Below are 16,672 nucleotides of genomic sequence, written 5' to 3' on the forward strand. Positions count from 1 at the left end.
CTATGAGAATACTTATACTATTCTTCTTGTGTACACAAGCTGTTTTTAGTCAAAAATACTTTACCCGCACAGGCACTACAGAGTTCAAAGCATCAGTGGATGCTTTTGAACCTGTTGCTGCTATAAACAATAGTTCAACTGCTATTTTAGATACTCAAAATGGAAAAATAGCATCCCTTTTATTAATCAAAGCATTTAGATTTAGAGTAGCACTAATGCAAGAACACTTTAATGAAAATTACATGGATTCAGATGAATATCCAAAAGCTACTTTTAAAGGAACTATACGCAGTTTTAACTTAAATGAGATAAATGAAAATATAACGTACAAAATTAGCGGAACACTTACCGTAAAAGGTATAGACAAGTTGATTGAAACTACAGGAAACGTCTCTAGAAAAGGAGAAAAAATAGTATTAACATCAAGTTTTTCAGTTTCTCCAAAAGATTTCAATATCAAAATCCCAGGAATTGTAAGAGATAAGATCGCCCAGCGTATTAACATTGGCATTCATTATGAACTTTCAGAAAAAAAATAAAAAGAAACTTTTATATAGCCTTTTAGTACTCTTATTGGGTTTTTACTTGGTATACAACTATATCATTTACAAACCTCATAAAGTTGTTGATAAAGTAAAATCTGAATTCGTTGGTAATGCTTCGGACTTGTTGGACTCTATAAAAACACAGGATATAAAACTCTGGTTAAACAAAATCGTAACTATCCAAGGAAAGGTTACTTCTAAAGATGACTTTGGGATTGTCTTGAATGAAGCAATTTACTGTCAACTTAAAAAGAAATCAAACATACAATCTATAAAGGCAGAACAATCAATTGCTTTAAAAGGACAAATCATTGGCTATGATGATTTACTAGAAGAATTAAAACTTAAGTATTGTATTATAAAAAATATTCAAAAATGACGAAACAAAAACTACTAGCTCTACTACTTATTTTCTCAGTAAGCTATTCCTTTTCTCAAGATGACTTACTAAAGGAATTACAAAACGAAACAAAACAAGATTTAAATTATGAACTCCCTGCTTTCAAAGCCATGCAAGTAGGTAATTTACAATCCACCAAAATAGCTGATAAAGGAGATTTCTACTTGATCGTAGCGCATAGGTTTGGCCCTTTTTCTCAAGGAATTGATGAATTTTTCGGACTCGATGGAGCCAATACAAAAATTCAATTTGTATATAGTATGTGGGATGGAATTCAGTTTGGTTTAAGTAGAGATTCTTTTGAAAAAACCTATTCTGGAACGGCTAAAATCAGTATTAAAAAACAAAGTAAAGACTTCCCTTTAAACCTCGTTGGTTATGGATCATTAGATATTGAAACTGCTTCAAAAAGTTCGGTCTTCCCAGGTATAGATTTTAAAGATCGTGTAAGCATTACCACTCAAATTTTAGCTTCTAGAAGAATCAATAAAAATTTATCTTTACTAATCGCCCCTACTTTTGTGCGTCAAAATAACCTTCAACAATTTCAACAAACAGGTGATACCAACCTCAATCAATTTATAATCGGATTAGGTGGTAGATTAAAAATTAGTAAAAGGATGAGTATTAATGCCGACTACGCTCTTAATTTAAACCGACATAGTAATTCTATTTACAAAGATCCATTTACGGTAGGTTTAGATATTGAAACAGGCGGACACGTGTTTCAATTAGTCTTTACCAACTCCAATGGAAGCAATGACTCTGGATTCTTATCTAGAACACAAGGACAATGGTTTAACGATGTTGCTTTTGGTTTTAATATTGTAAGAGTTTTTTAACTTCTTATACAACAATATCATAGAAGAGGTTCTTTTACTTATAAAGAACCTCTTTTTTTCTATTAAAAATAAAACTAACTTTGCAGCGAGTTTAAGAATTATGGTAAAGATTGATAATATAGAACTTCCTGATTTTCCGCTATTATTAGCGCCTATGGAAGATGTAAGTGATCCTCCGTTTAGAGCTTTATGTAAAGAAAACGGAGCAGATGTAGTTTATACTGAATTTATTTCTTCGGAAGGTTTAATTCGAGATGCTGCTAAAAGTGTAATCAAATTAGATATCTACGAAAAAGAACGCCCAGTGGGAATTCAAATTTTTGGAGCAAACATAGATTCTATGTTACGTTCTGTGGAAATTGTAGAAAAAACAAATCCTGATATTATTGACATCAACTTTGGTTGTCCTGTAAAGAAAGTAGTATCGAAAGGAGCTGGTGCTGGTATTCTAAAAGATATTGATTTAATGGTAAAGCTTACCGAGGCTATGGTAAAGCATACTAAACTTCCTATTACTGTTAAAACTCGTTTAGGTTGGGACCATGATTCTATTAGAATTGTTGAAGTAGCAGAACGTTTGCAAGATGTAGGATGTAAAGCAATTTCTATTCATGGACGTACACGAGCTCAAATGTATAAAGGTAGTGCCGATTGGGGACCAATTGCCGAAGTGAAAAATAATCCAAGAATGCATATTCCTGTCTTTGGAAATGGTGATGTAGACTCTCCTGAAAAGGCAATGGAAATGCGCGACAAATATGGATTAGATGGTGCTATGATTGGTAGAGCTTCTATTGGATATCCTTGGATTTTTAACGAGATAAAACACTTCTTTGAAACAGGTGAACACCTAGCAAAACCTACTATTGCAGAGCGTGTAAATGTTGCCCGTCGTCATGTAGAAATGTCTATTGATTGGAAAGGTGAGCATTTAGGAATTGTTGAAACAAGAAGACACTATACTAATTACTTTAAAGGTATTCCGCATTTTAAAGAATACAGAACAAAATTGGTTACCTCAGACGATCCTAAAGATGTTTTTGACACTTTAGATTTGATTGAAGCTAAATTTGGAAATTCTTTAATACCAGAAATAAAATAAGACCCAAGCACCATTTAATTTTAAATGGTGTTTTTTTATTTTAAAAAACTCATATTAATTCTAGCACTTGCAATTTTTGATGCTGAGAAACCTAAGGTTACAATAGTTCCTATTACCACAAGTAAATTTAACCAACGAAATTCTATCGGATATGCTAATGTTGCATTAATTTTAACCCATCCGAAATGTTGTTGCAACAGCACTGCAATCACTCCAAAAAACAATCCTATTGCCATTCCTACCAGGGTTAGCAAAAAGCCTTGATACACAAATATTCGTTTAATCTCTTGTAATGTACCACCAAGATTTACGATTGTTTTTAAATTTTGCTTTTTATCTATAATCATCATAATTATAGATCCAATAACATTAAAAAGGGCTATAATAATTACTAAAGTGGCTATTAAGTAAGAAATAAAGTTTTCTGTATTTACCACTTTATAGTACAAAGCATTCAATTCTGCTTTTGTTTTTACAACAAATGTTTCACCCAGTTCATTTTGCAATTTCGATCGAACCGCTTCACTTGCTTCAATATTTTTCAATTTTACTTCAACTGCTGAAACTTGTGTAGCTTCATATTGCAACAATTCTTGAGCTAATTGTAAATCTGTAAACACAAATTTATTTTGAAATTCTTCTGAACCAGAGTATATCCCTATAAGTTGTACATTTTTAGTTCTGAAAGCACTTGCTGGGTTTACAAAGCCTTTTCCTGGTTTGGGAACAAAAATTTGAAGTGGTTCTCCAAAACTATAAATACTCATAGAAAGTTTATAAGCAATTCCATAACCAATAACCGCTGTATTTTGATATTTATAATCTACCCAATTCCCAACAGTTAAAGAAGAATCTATTGGAACTACTTCATTATAAAAGGTATCTACTCCTTTTATTTGAGCTATTTCTTGTTTGTCTTTATATCTAATAAAAACACGCTCTTCTATAACCCCTGAAGCCGCTGCAATCTCCTCTGCTTCTAATACCCTTTTTACTTCACTAGAATAGTCAAATTTCTTTCCTTCTTTAGCGATAATTTTAATATCAGGATCTGATGCTTCCAATAAAGAATCACTAAAGGTTCGTAATCCTGAAAATATAGAAAGGATAATAAATAATGCCAAAGTACCTACTATGACACCAAACATAGCTATAAACGTAATTATGTTTATAGCATTGGTGCTGTTTTTTGAAAACAGATATCTTTTAGCTATATAAAAAGGAAAGTTCAACCAACTAATAAATTAATGGTACCAATGTAACAATTTATTCCTTATCGCTTTTGACGTTTTGGTAAAATATCAGGATTTTTAATTGGATTCACATCCTCTCCTTTTAAAGACTTATCAATATCTTCAATATAATCCAAACTATCATCTCCAAAGAATAATAACTCTGGCATTCTTCTTAATTGATTTCTGGTTCTTTGTGCTAATTCGTAACGTATCGTTGCAGTATTTGATACAACTCCTTTTAAAATCTCTTCTCTTTTCTCAGATGGAAAAACACTCAAATATACCTTAGCAACTCCTAAATCTGCGGTTACAGATACTTTAGAAACTGATATTATCACACCTTTCATTCCATCTTGAGCAGCACGTTGTAAAACATCAACGATATCTTGTTGTAATACTCCTGCTATTTTTCTCTGTCTGTTTGTTTCTTCCATGCTGCAAATTTACAACTATTTTATTGTAAACCGCTATCGAATTATGGTGTATAAATTTTGTTCTTTATTGCATACATTACAAGCCCAACTCTATTACGTACATTTAGCTTTGTAAATAAACTATCTCTATAACCGTCAATTGTTTTAGGACTTAAAAACATTTTGTCCGCAATTTCCTTATATGTAAGTTCAGAACAAGCGAGTCTCATAAATTTAACTTCGTTTTCTTTTAACTGAATAGACATTTTATTATTCTTACCAGAAACAGAATCTAATAACAATGTTGTTACATCTTTGGTATGATAAAACCCGTTTTCCATAAGCTCTATCAATGCCTTCTCTAACACTTCTTTCTGAGTGTCTTTCAGCAAATATCCAACTGCACCGGCCTTTAACATCTTTAAAATAGTTCCATCTGCATCTTCAACAGACAACGCCATTACATGAACATTTGGGTTATTTTCAACGATCCATTCTGTGGTTTCAATACCATTCATTACTGGCATATTCACATCTACTAAGACAATATCGGGGACGTTCTTTGGTGAAGCAGAAAACTTTTCTTCTACTTCTTTTCCATTTTTGCAGGTATATAATACTTTGAATTTGTCAAATGTATTGACCATGCCTTCTATTGCTTGAGACAACAAGGTATGGTCGTCTACAACAACTACTGAATACTTCATTTTGAATTTCTTTACCGTTAATTATTAATTCTTGGGGAAAATTATTAGGGTAAATTACTCTTAAATATAGTAATTAATTATTAAAGTCGTTCCTTTTTCTGGAACTGATCTCAACTTTGCTTCTGCATTGATAAGTTTGGCTCTTGTTTTTATGTTTTTCAATCCAATACCTTTCATCATTACTTTTTTCACTTCAAAACCTACCCCATTATCTTCTGCCTTTATTTCTATCTCCTTCTCCTTATAACTTAAAGATACTTTTAGGTTAGTTGCTTTCGAATGTTTAATTGTATTAGAAAAAAATTCTTGTAAAATTCTAAATATAATAATGCTGTGTTTCTGATTGATTAATTTTTCTTCTCCATTTACACACAACTGAGCATCAATATATTTTAATCTATTAAAACGTTCTATTTCTAATTGCAAAGCTTCCTTTAGCTCAATATTCTTTATATACTCTGGATTAATAAGCTTAGACAACGCCCTAATTTCGGTTAAACTTTTAGTAATGGTTTCTGAAATCTCTCCCATATTTTCGGGAGTAGCGTGTTGCAATTGTATTTTAGCTAAAGTGAGGAGTTGCCCAATATTATCATGCAACTCCCAACTAATATTTCTTAACGTTTCTTCTCGTATTTCTATCTGCGTTTCTGCAATCTCTGTTTCAAATTGTTTTCTTGAAGCAGCACGTTCTAATAATAACTTATTCTTACGACGCTGAAATACCGTAAATAAAATAATTATAAACAATATTCCAAGTACTACTAAAAATGTAGTTATAAAAACGATTACCTCACTTTCTTCCAATTCCATAACAATCCAAAAATAAAACAAAAATGCATGACAACAGTCAGAGACTGTTGAATCTTAAACAAATACTTAAAACTACTTCCTGTTTTCATAAAATTAAATATTGCCGTTAAAGGCATTGTACCTAAATAATACAAAAGCAAGCCAGTCGTTATCCAAAAATATATATTGCTTTTGTAGTTCAAAATTTCTTCAGAAAGTAAAATTTCTCTTAAATACAATAACAAAACAACACCTATAAAGGCTGCTCCAAATACGGGAGCTATTGTATTGTACTTAACAGTAAACAGTCCCATCCCATAATTTAGTGAACTTAAAAAAAAGACTGCACTATAGATATAAATAAAGTTTCTAGTAACTTTTTTCGTTAATCTATCTTTTGATAGTTTTCCATAAAACAAAAACAATATAATAAACTCTAACAAACTCAACAGGTTATAAAGTCCATTGTTAACTCCATACTTTCTAAGAAAAAAAGCCATGGTCTCAAAAAAGACCATACAAAATAGAAAGATCAAAAAGTAATTCATTCCAATAAACCTTTTTTTATCTAAAGAGATCAATAAATATCCCAAAAAAGATAATATTGAAAGCAAAAAACCTACAAACAACAAACTCATAACACAGGAGGTACAAAAAATTAATATGGAGGCTGAAGTTGTCCTTTATTCCCTGCTCCACTTTTTCCATCATCATAACTAGGTGCAAAAAAACCTGCTTCGTTTTGTTTCTTTATAGGTAATGAATAATCGTAATTTGGATTCTTACCTTCCTTGAACTCTTCTATCGTATTGTAAATCCATTTATACCCATGTTTTGCCAACATCTCTTTAAATGTCACAAGCTTTCCTTGTCTAGCAGAATGTAAAGGATCAAAAGGAATTTGTTTCCCATTTATCGTTGTTGTTGGTATATAAATTAGATCTTGATAACCTTTCCCTTTTCCTTTATAGTTTTCTTTAACACCTGCTATAAAACTAATACCTGTAATTTTCACATTGGCTTTTTTACTTAAGTTCTCAACATGTGCTAAATACTTTTTAAACTGGTCAAAATTATAATTATGAATACGCGCATCTTGATACCCTAAAGCACTTTCTAATGGCGCTATTCGGGTTCTATCAAAATTCTTCAACATATCTATCACTTCTTTATAATCTAACATTTCTTCAGTTCTTCCTTCATCTGAATAACAAAATGTTCCTTCTGGCACTAAAGACTGCCAATCATCACAATCGCATTTACATTTATGGTCTTTACACGATGTTAATATCGCTAATGCAACCACAAATATTAATAGTAGGTTAGTTTTTTTCATTATTTAAATATTTAAAGTTTTCCTTTTTAAATATAATAGGATATTTTGAATTCAAAAACCCAAAAAAAGATACATTCCTCAAAAACAAGTGTTTAATTTCTGAAATATTTTTAAAAATAGGAAAAACCCCCTTATACCAAAAGTGTATTCGCTACACAAAACTCCACCTTATAACTCTTGATTTTACTACTTCCTAGCCTATATCTCTACATTTTTTTATTTTTACCTCATGAACAAAATTGAACACATTGGTATAGCCGTTAAAGATTTAGAAAAATCAAATGAACTTTTTGCTTCTTTATTTGGTGAAGCACATTATAAAATCGAAGAAGTTGCCAGCGAAGGTGTTAAAACTTCTTTCTTTAAATCTGGCCCTAATAAAATTGAATTATTAGAAGCAACTAAACCAGATAGTCCTATAGCCAAGTTTATTGAAAAAAAAGGTGAAGGTATACATCATATTGCTTTTGCTGTAGATGATATTCACAGTGAAATCAAACGATTAAAAGAAGAAGGTTTTACCGTTTTAAACGAAACTCCAAAAAATGGAGCAGACAATAAATTAGTAGCTTTTTTACATCCAAAAACTACGAATGGAGTTCTTATTGAACTTTGTCAAGAAAAGCCTTAATTTTAACAAAAGTTCTAGATTTTAAACTCAGGTACTTGTTTTCAAAAATTAGTATCTTGCATCGCTAAATAACAACCTCGTAACATGAACACTTCTTTTGATTCCTTTCAAAAAAGACGCTTACAATCTTCATATGTATCTGTAGTAGTTAGTATTGCACTAGTACTCTTTATGATTGGTGTTTTAGGATTGGTTGTTTTAAAATCTACTTTAGTTGCAAACCACTTTAAAGAAAAGGTGGTGATGACATTGTTTTTAAGAGATAGTATTGATAAAAAGGAACTGGTTAAACTTCAAAAAGAAGTTACCAACAAAGCTTTCACTAATAAAATAGCATATATCACTAAAGAACAAGCTGCTAAGGCTTATAAAAAAGATTTGGGTGAAGATTTCTTACAATTTTTAGGGGACAATCCTTTAAAAGATGGAATTGACATTTATTTAAAAGCAGCATATGTTACTCCTGAAAAAATGCAAGAAATTGAAAAACAATTTGAAAACAATAAATTAATTGCTGAAGTTAATTATGATAAACCACTAGTAGAATTACTTACTAAAAACATTCAACGTATTAGTTTTTGGTTATTAGTATTAAGTGGTTTCTTCGGGTTAGTTGCCATTATTTTAATTAACAGTTCTATTCGTTTATCAATCTACTCAAAACGTTTTAATATTAAAACCATGCAAATGGTTGGAGCCACCAAAAGTTTTATTAGAAAACCATTCATTTGGCAAAGTATTAAATTAGGGATGATTGGTGCATTCGTAGCAATTATTACCATTGGTATTTTAATTTATTATGTAAATCAATACGTACCAACTTTAGCTTTATTAAAAGACTATACTACTTTAGGATATGTTGCTGGTGGAATTATAGGAATAGCATTTTTAATTACTTGGATAAGTACATTTTTTGCTACACAACGTTTTTTAAACCTTCAAACAAACGACTTATATTATTAATAAGACACTTATGAGTAAAGAAAAAAAATCAGAGAAGAATACGTTTTTATTCGGAAAACGAAACTATATGTTTATGCTTATTGGCTTAGCCGTTATTGCTTTAGGTTTTATACTTATGGCAGGTGGTGGTAGTGATGACCCCAATGTATTTAATCCAGAAATTTACAGTTGGAGAAGAATACGTTTAGCACCAACCTTAGTAATTATTGGTTTAGGTATTGAAATTTACGCTATTTTAGCCGATCCAAAAAAATAAGCATGGATATTATAGAAGCAATTATCCTTGGAATCATTCAAGGACTTACTGAATTTTTACCAGTATCATCAAGTGGTCATTTAGAATTAGCTAAAGCTATATTAGGCGACAATTCTGTACCACAAGAGAGTCTTACATTCACAGTAGTACTGCACTTTGCTACAGCTTTAAGCACCTTAGTAATTTTTAGAAAAGAAGTTGCTGAGATTTTTAAAGGATTGTTTCAATTTAAATGGAATGAAGAGATGCAATTTTCTTTAAAAATTATCATTTCAATGGTTCCTGCTGTCATTATTGGACTTTTATTTGAAGAGCAATTAGAAGCTTTATTTGGAGGAAAAATTTTATTTGTAGGATTGATGTTATTGGTCACAGCCATTCTTCTTTTAATGGCTGATAAGGCAAAAAATACTAGTAAAAATGTTTCGTTTAGCAATGCTTTAATTATTGGGATTTCTCAAGCCATTGCTATGCTACCAGGTATTTCTCGTTCTGGAGCAACTATTTCCACCTCTGTTTTATTAGGTGTAGACCGTACGAAAGCAGCACGTTTTTCGTTTTTAATGGTAGTACCATTAATCTTTGGAAAAATTGCAAAAGACTTATTAAGTGGAGATATTAATTTTTCATCGAATGAAGTTGTTCCAATGTCGGCTGGTTTTATTGCTGCCTTTGTTGCTGGATTATTAGCTTGTAATTGGATGATTGCATTAGTTAAGAAAAGTAAACTTTCTTATTTCTCTATTTACTGTGCTATTGTTGGACTTATTGCCATTGGATATTCGCTATTTTTTTAATTATTATTGATGACTGCAGAAGATTATAAAGGAGGACAAGTTTTATTAATTGACAAACCTTTGGAATGGACCTCGTTTCAAGTAGTTAATAAATTACGTTGGCACATTCGTAAACGTTTTGATATTAAAAAAATAAAGGTTGGGCATGCTGGAACATTAGACCCTCTAGCTACAGGTTTATTAATTATTTGTACAGGTAAACAAACCAAAAGCATAGAAACTTATCAAGGTCAAATAAAAGAGTATACAGGTACTATTACTATTGGTGCTACGACTCCTAGTTATGACTTAGAAACGGAAATAAACGAAACTTTTCCAGTTGACCATATTACTACTGATCAAATTCACAATACTACGCAACAGTTTATTGGAGAAATCGATCAAAAACCACCTATTTTTTCGGCAATTAAAAAAGACGGAAAACGTTTATACGAACTAGCTCGTCAGGGAAAAACTACCGAAATCAAAGCTAGAAAAATAACAATTTCAACATTTGAAATCACTAATATAGAAGGTAACAATCTTGATTTTAGAGTAGTTTGTAGTAAAGGAACATATATACGTTCATTAGCGCATGATTTTGGTATGGCACTAAACTCAGGGGCACATTTAACAAAACTTCGTAGAACTAAAATTGGAGATTTCTCCGTAGAAAACGCACAAAGTATTGAAGGTTTTATAGATTCATTAGGAATGGAATAGTTTTTGTTTCACAAAGCGAAACTTATCTATTTACTATTACTATGAAAAAAACATTACTATTATGTTTGGTTGTATTTGCAACCCAAATTACCTTTTCTCAAAACACCTACAAAAAACCGTATTTTACTGGAAGTCTTAGTACAACCTTTGCTATTAATGAAGATTACACGATAGACCCTGATGATGATGAGCCTCTGTTAATTCCAGGTGCCGTTTTATTCCGTTTAGGAGCAGGGTATCAATTTGATCGACGATGGCAAATAGGTTTCAATGCCGGATTTGACCACCATTTTCGATTTAACATTAATGCCATTCCTCTTTATGGAAGTTTACGCTATAATGTTTTAGAAGATGATAACGACAACTTCTTTGTAGAATATAGTCATGGAAAAATGTGGAGACCTTCTTCCAAATATGAAAACGGAAACTACTATGGTTTTGGTATTGGTTCACAAATTACAGGAGAAAGTAGATGGAATCTTATTCTTCGTATAGATTATCACAGAAAAGCCATTCAAGGGTTTAAAAACGGTCATTTAGATAGCATCTCTTTTGGAGTAGGTTTTTCTTTTTTCTAAAAAAACAAAACTCAAAAAAAGCCTTACTTTGTATATCAAGTAAGGCTTGTATTTATTTTAAAAAACGATTGTACCAACTTTCTGTAATAGGTACCTCCCAATAGTTTTCTAATTCTTCTTTTGTTTGAATTAAATTATCAAATACGACCGTCTTTGATGATACCGATTTGTTTTTTAAGAGTTTCTTAAACTCCTTTAATTCTTTATACTGTACATGCTCTCCTTGTTTAAAGCATACATTCATTTTATCTAACAGTTCTATTTCATAGTCACTTTGCAACTGTAAAATAAAAGCTACTTGTTTATCTACATCTTCATTTGTAATTGCTACATTTTCTTCCACAGCAAAAACAACAAATCTATTATATAATAAAGTACAAGAAGCTACAAAACCTTCTACATCCTTCTTCCATTCAGCTACAAATTCATGTAACTTTTCTTTTAGTCCTTCAATTTCTTGTGGATAAAACTTTCTACTTGAAGGGTACACCCAAACCTTTGCTTCAGGTGATAATTTTTCAAAATCGGTAAACATTTGGCAAATATATACCTTGTGTTTGAAGTAGTTGTTAATTTATTTTACTTTTTAAGTATTTCAATCACATCTTCCTGAACATTCTCTCCTTTGTTCTTATTGTACCAAACTTGTAGGTCTTTTTTAAAGTCGGCATCTAAACCTCCATGTTCTTCCTTATAATCTGAAACCATTTTTGTCGCTGTACTAGGTCTTGGCCCCCAAGTATCAATAACATTTTTAGCCTCATCAAGTACAATCATCTTTGGAATTGCTCTTCCTCCATTCGTTAAAAAAGCATCCATCAGTTCAGGGTGTTCATCTCTTAACACCAATTGTAGAGATATATTTTTATTCTCTTCTGCAATCTTATTTAATACAGGAATATTTTGAGCAGCATCTCCACACCATCCTTCCGTAAGTACCAACCATGTTTGAGGCACTTCTAAAGATGTGGCAGCTTCTTTGGTTGTTGTAGTAAGTTTAACCGTTTTATCTAAACGTTTCATACGTCTATCGTTTAACATACTATAATTTAATAGAGCTTCAGATTGATTTAAACCTGTAGATTTTCCTTCTTCTAAAAGATCACTTACTAACTTTCTATAGTCTGAATAATTTATTGATTTTGATAAAGCTTCTGTTATAATTTCTTTCATAACGCTACATATAATTTATGTTACAAATTTACATTTAAGTCAAGCATCAAACAGTAACCAAGGTTACATATGTTTTTGACTTCCGTGCATATGTAGTCGTAAAAAATTACAAAGCTTTCATGTCCAACTCACCACCCAATTTTATCTTTAAATTGCTAAGCATTTCTTGGGTCATAGAAGTTAAATCAAATTCGTGTCTCCAGTTCCAATCATCTCTTGCATTGGTATCATCAATTATCTGTGGCCAACTATCGGCAATCTCTTGACGAAAATCTGGATTATAGGTAATTGTAAATTCTGGAATATGTTTTTGAATTTCAGCAGTTATTTCAGCTGGCGTAAAACTAATTGCTGCTAGGTTATATGAAGTTCTCACCTTTATACTTTCTTCTGGTGCCTGCATTAATTGAATGGTAGCATTTACAGCATCATTCATATACATCATTGGCAAACGAGTAGTAGCGCTTAAAAAACACTCATATGTACCCTTCTTTAAAGCATCAATATAAATATCAACCGCATAATCTGTAGTTCCTCCTCCTGGTAATGTTTTCCAACTTATAATCCCTGGATATCGAATACTACGAACATCAACTCCATATTTAGCATGATAATAATTACACCAATGTTCACCAGCAATTTTACTAATTCCGTATACCGTTGATGGTTCCATTACCGTTTGTTGTGGTGTATTGATTTTTGGTGATGTAGGTCCAAATGCTGCCATTGAACTTGGCCAATAAATTTTATCGATATGTTTTTCTCTTGCTAGTTCTAATACTGCAAGCAACGAAGTCATGTTTAAATCCCAAGCTCTTTGAGGATATTTCTCTGCAGTTGCAGATAACATTGCCGCCATTAAGTATACTTGGTTTACTTTATATTTCTGAATGACTTTTAAAATATCTTCTTGACTAGTTGCGTCTAAAATTTCAAACGGTCCTTCACTCATCATCTCCTCAGACCCCTCTCTTATATCTGAAGCTATCACATTTGATCCTCCGTATATAGTTCTTAATTTTTGGGTTAATTCAGTTCCTATTTGCCCGCAAGCTCCTATAATTAATATCGTGTCACTCATTTTTAAAAGTTCAAAAAATATAGGTTTCAAAGTTAGTAAATTTCATTTTTCGTAAAAATTATTTATTAAAATTTAACTTAAAACAAAAAACACACATTAACCACCTGAGTATAAAGGTTTAACTTTTTTATTTGAAAAATACGCAATTAAAAATGTAATTTTACGCCATAATTATGGCTTTATGTTTAATCGAATTGGTATTTTAATTTTATTAGTAATTAGCATTAGTTGCACTTCTAAAAAGCAACAAAATAAGGCAAACACTGTAGATACTACAGACATGTCTTCTATAAAAAACTATGCTGATTATACTTCTTTAGATGAGCGTGCTTCAAGTAAAGTTAAAGACTGGAATGAATACCAAGAATTAGAAGAGTTTTTACAAGAATTTAAAAGTGTTTCCCCTACCGAAGCACTCAACAATGCTTTAGAGCTAAAACGACTTACAAAGCAATTAAAAGATAGTTCTGATATTGACATTATGAAGCTTCCTGCTTTTAAAGCTCGTATCAACGTTTTTGAAAATGAAGTGTTACGTTTAGCTGATATGACCTATATCTCTGCTATTAAAGCTAACGATGTTTCTGCCCAAATTGAAAGAACCCTTGCGTTGTTTGGAAGTGTAAACTCAAAACTTAATAACATCTACTTAAAAGAACAGTTTGATGCTGAAATTAACTTAGATAGTTTATTTAAGCAATAAGCTCATTTACTGTTTTAAAAACCAAGTCGGTTTCATACCCTCGATAGAGTAAAAAATCAATTATTTTTTTCTTTCTTTTAAAAATATTCTCTTCTGTAACTTGATTATTTTTCTTTTCAATTAAACTATGCAAAGATGTTAGATAATCCGTTTCGTTTATTTCTTTTAAGGCAGTTTTGATATTGTAAGTAGAAATATCTCTTAACTTCAACTCTCTTGTAATACGTTGCCTTCCCCATTTTTTTATTCTAAACTTTCCTCTTGCAAAACTTTTTGCAAAACGTTCTTCATTTAAAAAATTATGTTCAAATAAATGTAGTAAAATAGCTTCCTTTGCCTCAGGAATTAAATGATATTCTGCCAGTTTTTTCTCAACTTCTTTATGACATCGATCTTGATAAACACAATAGCGTTCTATTTTTCTTTTTACTTCTTCTATTGATGTTACCTGCTTCTTCATACAGCAAAAATACAATGCTACTTCCAGTTATTTAAAAAAGAAACTACCTTTTCTTTATAGCTAGCTCCAATAGGTATTTCTGTAGAATTCACTTCGATATCATTTACAGTAAATGCAGATATTTTATCAATATTTATAATATACGAACGGTGCACTCTTAGGAAGTTCTTTTCTTTTAGTTCTTCTTCTATTTCACTTATTCGGTATTTAGAAACTATTTTTTTATTGTTCGTGGTATGAATTTTAATATAATCTTTCAAACTCTCAATAAACAAGATATCTTCCAAGATAACTTTATGAAATTTATTCCCTGATTTTATCAGCATAAACTCCTCCGCAGCTTCTTTATTGGGTACAACCTCAACCGCTGTTTTGTTATCCTTTACAAAGCGATCTACCGCTTTAAAAAAGCGTTCAAAAGTAATGGGTTTTAACAAGTAATCAATTACCCCTAAATCATAACTTTCTATAGCATAATCTCTGTAAGCCGTTGTAAAAATTGTTTTAGGAGGATTCTTTAAGGTTTTTAAAAAATCGATACCTGTTAAGTTTGGCATTTTTATATCTAAAAACAACAAATCAACTTGCTGTGTATTTAATATTTCAAAGGCTTTAATTGCATTATTACACGTTGCTACGACTTCTAAGCTTTCTATTTTCCCAATGTGTTTCTCTAGCAATTTAATTGCTAATGGCTCATCATCTACTAACAAACATTTTATTTTCTTATTCATATTACTGATTCACCATTAATGTTACTTCAAATGTATTTTCTGTTCCTCCAATAGCCAATTCATATCCTTCATTATAAATTAAATCTAGCTGCTTTTTAACATTTAACAATCCTAGATTCCCTTTATTATTTGATTGATAATCTTTAGAGACAGTATTCTTTATATTAAAAACAAATTTAGCATCTTTACTGGACACATGAATATTAATCTCCGGAGAGCCACTATCCTCTCCTGCTCCATGTTTAAAAGCATTTTCTACTAGAGACAATAAAATTAATGGTGGAATCTCTGTATCGTTTTCAATATCTTCTACAAACGTAACTTTTAGTCTTTCATCGTAACGTAATTTTTCCAATTCAATAAAATTCTTTAATAATTCTATTTCACTTGAAAGCAACACAAATTTTCCATTACATCGATACAAAACATGATCTAAAATTTCAGAAAGCTTGCTAATTGAAGTAGATGTTTTTGGTGAATTTATGATAGAAAGTGAATATATATTATTCAATGTATTGAACAAAAAGTGTGGGTTTAATTGCCCTTTTAATGTTTTTAATTCTATTTCTGATTTCTCTTTTGCTAAGGTTAACTTTTTTGATTTTTCTCTTGAATCTTCAAAATAATACTTCACTGCAACAAACACTAAAACATTGAGTAAAATTGTAGGAATATATTTTGCCAGTAACCATCTATAATCCGAGAAAATTTCTTGAATAGATTCTTGTTCAAATGGAGGTACCCTCACCAAAGGTTCAGCTACATGAACTACCAACACTCGACTCAAGACACCAAACAAATAAAAAGCTCCTAAAAACACTAATATCGAAAGCAGATATTTTTTGGTTTTTATAAATTTAGGTATCCAAAAATAAGCAACAAAATAGGCTGCTATTATCTGAGTTACAAAACTTAAGCAATTAAATATCAAAGCCTCAACAATAGTAAAATGTTGGTTCTTATCATTAATAATAATATCTCTTAGAAGGTCTAAACTAAAAAGTATAAACCAAAATAATATATGACGAGCATATTGGTTCTTTCTAATATATTCAGAAAATTTTTGTAGTGCATCCATATCACCACAAAAATAAACGCTATTCCTTCAAATTCTACAATGAGTAGACGAAACTTGGTTTTTTACTCCCAAACAACCACTTTCGACTCCCTAATTAATTCGGTCTTTAAAAAACACTTTAACGTCGATTTTTCACCCCTGTTT

Annotated in this window: 23 protein-coding genes; 11 read left to right on the top strand and 12 right to left on the bottom strand. The window is 31.0% G+C overall.

The genetic code is table 11. From position 1 onward, the window contains the following. Positions 1-2 precede the first annotated feature (2 nt). From Q0873_RS13545 to dusB, 4 genes are all read left to right on the top strand, one after another. Complete coding sequence (locus Q0873_RS13545; RefSeq protein WP_299108192.1) at positions 3-539, top strand: YceI family protein; 537 nt, start codon at positions 3-5, stop codon at positions 537-539. Continuing rightward, positions 517-924 carry a hypothetical protein gene (locus Q0873_RS13550; RefSeq protein ID WP_299108194.1) on the top strand — a complete coding sequence of 136 codons (408 nt, stop codon included), beginning with the start codon at positions 517-519 and terminating at the stop codon, positions 922-924. The genes Q0873_RS13545 and Q0873_RS13550 overlap by 23 nt, the downstream gene beginning before the upstream one ends. Continuing rightward, positions 921-1,787 (top strand): DUF5777 family beta-barrel protein, encoded by an 867-nt coding sequence (locus Q0873_RS13555; RefSeq protein ID WP_299108196.1) that lies wholly within the window; start codon positions 921-923, stop codon positions 1,785-1,787. The genes Q0873_RS13550 and Q0873_RS13555 overlap by 4 nt, the downstream gene beginning before the upstream one ends. A gap of 100 nt (positions 1,788-1,887) precedes the next feature. Next, on the top strand, positions 1,888-2,889 hold the full coding sequence (gene dusB, locus Q0873_RS13560; protein WP_299108198.1) for a tRNA dihydrouridine synthase DusB: 1,002 nt from the start codon (positions 1,888-1,890) through the stop codon (positions 2,887-2,889). Positions 2,890-2,924: 35 nt separating this feature from the next. On the opposite strand, the gene Q0873_RS13565 is transcribed toward dusB, so the two are convergent. From Q0873_RS13565 to Q0873_RS13590, 6 genes are all read right to left on the bottom strand, one after another. After that, positions 2,925-4,037, bottom strand: a complete 1,113-nt coding sequence (locus tag Q0873_RS13565) for an ABC transporter permease (protein ID WP_363322555.1) — start codon at positions 4,035-4,037, stop codon at positions 2,925-2,927. Between the two features lie 125 nt (positions 4,038-4,162). After that, positions 4,163-4,558, bottom strand: coding sequence for a 30S ribosome-binding factor RbfA (rbfA, locus tag Q0873_RS13570; RefSeq protein ID WP_299108203.1), 396 nt, complete (start codon positions 4,556-4,558; stop codon positions 4,163-4,165). Positions 4,559-4,599: 41 nt separating this feature from the next. Beyond that, the gene (locus Q0873_RS13575) at positions 4,600-5,244 is read right to left on the bottom strand and encodes a response regulator transcription factor (protein WP_299108205.1); all 645 of its coding nucleotides are present in this window, start codon (positions 5,242-5,244) and stop codon (positions 4,600-4,602) included. Between the two features lie 60 nt (positions 5,245-5,304). Next, positions 5,305-6,057, bottom strand: coding sequence for an ATP-binding protein (locus Q0873_RS13580; RefSeq protein ID WP_299108207.1), 753 nt, complete (start codon positions 6,055-6,057; stop codon positions 5,305-5,307). Next, a complete protein-coding gene (locus tag Q0873_RS13585) occupies positions 6,033-6,674 on the bottom strand; it encodes a hypothetical protein (RefSeq protein ID WP_299108209.1) in 642 nt (213 codons plus the stop codon). The genes Q0873_RS13580 and Q0873_RS13585 overlap by 25 nt, the downstream gene beginning before the upstream one ends. A gap of 20 nt (positions 6,675-6,694) precedes the next feature. Next, positions 6,695-7,372 (bottom strand): hypothetical protein, encoded by a 678-nt coding sequence (locus tag Q0873_RS13590; RefSeq protein ID WP_299108211.1) that lies wholly within the window; start codon positions 7,370-7,372, stop codon positions 6,695-6,697. A gap of 229 nt (positions 7,373-7,601) precedes the next feature. Here Q0873_RS13590 and mce point away from each other — a divergent pair, with 229 nt between their 5' ends. The 6 genes from mce to Q0873_RS13620 all read left to right on the top strand — a co-directional run bounded on the left by mce (position 7,602) and on the right by Q0873_RS13620 (position 11,299). Beyond that, entirely contained in the window at positions 7,602-8,003 is a 402-nt protein-coding gene (mce, locus tag Q0873_RS13595) for a methylmalonyl-CoA epimerase (protein WP_299108213.1), read from the top strand. A gap of 84 nt (positions 8,004-8,087) precedes the next feature. Continuing rightward, positions 8,088-8,966: a permease-like cell division protein FtsX gene (locus Q0873_RS13600; protein WP_299108215.1), complete on the top strand. Its 879-nt coding sequence runs from the start codon at positions 8,088-8,090 to the stop codon at positions 8,964-8,966. 10 nt (positions 8,967-8,976) lie between these two features. After that, positions 8,977-9,222: a DUF3098 domain-containing protein gene (locus Q0873_RS13605; RefSeq protein WP_299108217.1), complete on the top strand. Its 246-nt coding sequence runs from the start codon at positions 8,977-8,979 to the stop codon at positions 9,220-9,222. A gap of 2 nt (positions 9,223-9,224) precedes the next feature. Next, complete coding sequence (locus Q0873_RS13610) at positions 9,225-10,019, top strand: undecaprenyl-diphosphate phosphatase (RefSeq protein WP_299108219.1); 795 nt, start codon at positions 9,225-9,227, stop codon at positions 10,017-10,019. A gap of 9 nt (positions 10,020-10,028) precedes the next feature. Continuing rightward, positions 10,029-10,721 (top strand): tRNA pseudouridine(55) synthase TruB, encoded by a 693-nt coding sequence (gene truB / locus Q0873_RS13615; RefSeq protein WP_299108222.1) that lies wholly within the window; start codon positions 10,029-10,031, stop codon positions 10,719-10,721. A gap of 41 nt (positions 10,722-10,762) precedes the next feature. Then, positions 10,763-11,299, top strand: a complete 537-nt coding sequence (locus Q0873_RS13620; RefSeq protein ID WP_299108224.1) for an outer membrane beta-barrel protein — start codon at positions 10,763-10,765, stop codon at positions 11,297-11,299. A 52-nt stretch (positions 11,300-11,351) separates the two neighbouring features. On the opposite strand, the gene Q0873_RS13625 is transcribed toward Q0873_RS13620, so the two are convergent. The 3 genes from Q0873_RS13625 to Q0873_RS13635 all read right to left on the bottom strand — a co-directional run bounded on the left by Q0873_RS13625 (position 11,352) and on the right by Q0873_RS13635 (position 13,553). Next, entirely contained in the window at positions 11,352-11,834 is a 483-nt protein-coding gene (locus Q0873_RS13625) for an ABC transporter ATPase (protein ID WP_299108226.1), read from the bottom strand. 44 nt (positions 11,835-11,878) lie between these two features. Continuing rightward, a complete protein-coding gene (locus Q0873_RS13630; protein WP_299108228.1) occupies positions 11,879-12,472 on the bottom strand; it encodes a thioredoxin family protein in 594 nt (197 codons plus the stop codon). A gap of 106 nt (positions 12,473-12,578) precedes the next feature. Continuing rightward, positions 12,579-13,553, bottom strand: coding sequence for an NAD-dependent epimerase/dehydratase family protein (locus Q0873_RS13635; RefSeq protein WP_299108231.1), 975 nt, complete (start codon positions 13,551-13,553; stop codon positions 12,579-12,581). 181 nt (positions 13,554-13,734) lie between these two features. Between Q0873_RS13635 and Q0873_RS13640 the strand changes: the two genes are divergently transcribed. Beyond that, positions 13,735-14,256 carry a hypothetical protein gene (locus Q0873_RS13640; RefSeq protein ID WP_299108233.1) on the top strand — a complete coding sequence of 174 codons (522 nt, stop codon included), beginning with the start codon at positions 13,735-13,737 and terminating at the stop codon, positions 14,254-14,256. Here Q0873_RS13640 and Q0873_RS13645 read toward each other — a convergent pair. From Q0873_RS13645 to Q0873_RS13655, 3 genes are read right to left on the bottom strand one after another with little or no spacing between them, the layout of a single operon-like run. Further along, positions 14,246-14,716, bottom strand: a complete 471-nt coding sequence (locus Q0873_RS13645; RefSeq protein WP_299108235.1) for a regulatory protein RecX — start codon at positions 14,714-14,716, stop codon at positions 14,246-14,248. The genes Q0873_RS13640 and Q0873_RS13645 overlap by 11 nt on opposite strands. 17 nt (positions 14,717-14,733) lie before the next feature. Next, positions 14,734-15,450 carry a LytTR family DNA-binding domain-containing protein gene (locus Q0873_RS13650; RefSeq protein ID WP_299108237.1) on the bottom strand — a complete coding sequence of 239 codons (717 nt, stop codon included), beginning with the start codon at positions 15,448-15,450 and terminating at the stop codon, positions 14,734-14,736. A gap of 1 nt (position 15,451) precedes the next feature. Then, complete coding sequence (locus tag Q0873_RS13655; protein WP_299108239.1) at positions 15,452-16,528, bottom strand: sensor histidine kinase; 1,077 nt, start codon at positions 16,526-16,528, stop codon at positions 15,452-15,454. Between the last annotated feature and the right edge of the window lie 144 nt (positions 16,529-16,672).

The sequence above is a fragment of the uncultured Tenacibaculum sp. genome, from assembly GCF_947498805.1.
GTDB lineage: Bacteria > Bacteroidota > Bacteroidia > Flavobacteriales > Flavobacteriaceae > Polaribacter.

Bases quoted from the DNA above. Each gene is read 5' to 3' on its own strand.
- Q0873_RS13545 (WP_299108192.1), top strand. From the start codon at position 3: ATGAGAATACTTATACTATTCTTCTTGTGTACACAAGCTGTTTTTAGT.
- Q0873_RS13550 (WP_299108194.1), top strand. From the start codon at position 517: ATGAACTTTCAGAAAAAAAATAAAAAGAAACTTTTATATAGCCTTTTA.
- Q0873_RS13555 (WP_299108196.1), top strand. From the start codon at position 921: ATGACGAAACAAAAACTACTAGCTCTACTACTTATTTTCTCAGTAAGC.
- dusB (WP_299108198.1), top strand. From the start codon at position 1,888: ATGGTAAAGATTGATAATATAGAACTTCCTGATTTTCCGCTATTATTA.
- Q0873_RS13565 (WP_363322555.1), bottom strand. From the start codon at position 4,037: ATGTTTGGTGTCATAGTAGGTACTTTGGCATTATTTATTATCCTTTCT.
- rbfA (WP_299108203.1), bottom strand. From the start codon at position 4,558: ATGGAAGAAACAAACAGACAGAGAAAAATAGCAGGAGTATTACAACAA.
- Q0873_RS13575 (WP_299108205.1), bottom strand. From the start codon at position 5,244: ATGAAGTATTCAGTAGTTGTTGTAGACGACCATACCTTGTTGTCTCAA.
- Q0873_RS13580 (WP_299108207.1), bottom strand. From the start codon at position 6,057: ATGGAATTGGAAGAAAGTGAGGTAATCGTTTTTATAACTACATTTTTA.
- Q0873_RS13585 (WP_299108209.1), bottom strand. From the start codon at position 6,674: ATGAGTTTGTTGTTTGTAGGTTTTTTGCTTTCAATATTATCTTTTTTG.
- Q0873_RS13590 (WP_299108211.1), bottom strand. From the start codon at position 7,372: ATGAAAAAAACTAACCTACTATTAATATTTGTGGTTGCATTAGCGATA.
- mce (WP_299108213.1), top strand. From the start codon at position 7,602: ATGAACAAAATTGAACACATTGGTATAGCCGTTAAAGATTTAGAAAAA.
- Q0873_RS13600 (WP_299108215.1), top strand. From the start codon at position 8,088: ATGAACACTTCTTTTGATTCCTTTCAAAAAAGACGCTTACAATCTTCA.
- Q0873_RS13605 (WP_299108217.1), top strand. From the start codon at position 8,977: ATGAGTAAAGAAAAAAAATCAGAGAAGAATACGTTTTTATTCGGAAAA.
- Q0873_RS13610 (WP_299108219.1), top strand. From the start codon at position 9,225: ATGGATATTATAGAAGCAATTATCCTTGGAATCATTCAAGGACTTACT.
- truB (WP_299108222.1), top strand. From the start codon at position 10,029: ATGACTGCAGAAGATTATAAAGGAGGACAAGTTTTATTAATTGACAAA.
- Q0873_RS13620 (WP_299108224.1), top strand. From the start codon at position 10,763: ATGAAAAAAACATTACTATTATGTTTGGTTGTATTTGCAACCCAAATT.
- Q0873_RS13625 (WP_299108226.1), bottom strand. From the start codon at position 11,834: ATGTTTACCGATTTTGAAAAATTATCACCTGAAGCAAAGGTTTGGGTG.
- Q0873_RS13630 (WP_299108228.1), bottom strand. From the start codon at position 12,472: ATGAAAGAAATTATAACAGAAGCTTTATCAAAATCAATAAATTATTCA.
- Q0873_RS13635 (WP_299108231.1), bottom strand. From the start codon at position 13,553: ATGAGTGACACGATATTAATTATAGGAGCTTGCGGGCAAATAGGAACT.
- Q0873_RS13640 (WP_299108233.1), top strand. From the start codon at position 13,735: ATGTTTAATCGAATTGGTATTTTAATTTTATTAGTAATTAGCATTAGT.
- Q0873_RS13645 (WP_299108235.1), bottom strand. From the start codon at position 14,716: ATGAAGAAGCAGGTAACATCAATAGAAGAAGTAAAAAGAAAAATAGAA.
- Q0873_RS13650 (WP_299108237.1), bottom strand. From the start codon at position 15,450: ATGAATAAGAAAATAAAATGTTTGTTAGTAGATGATGAGCCATTAGCA.
- Q0873_RS13655 (WP_299108239.1), bottom strand. From the start codon at position 16,528: ATGGATGCACTACAAAAATTTTCTGAATATATTAGAAAGAACCAATAT.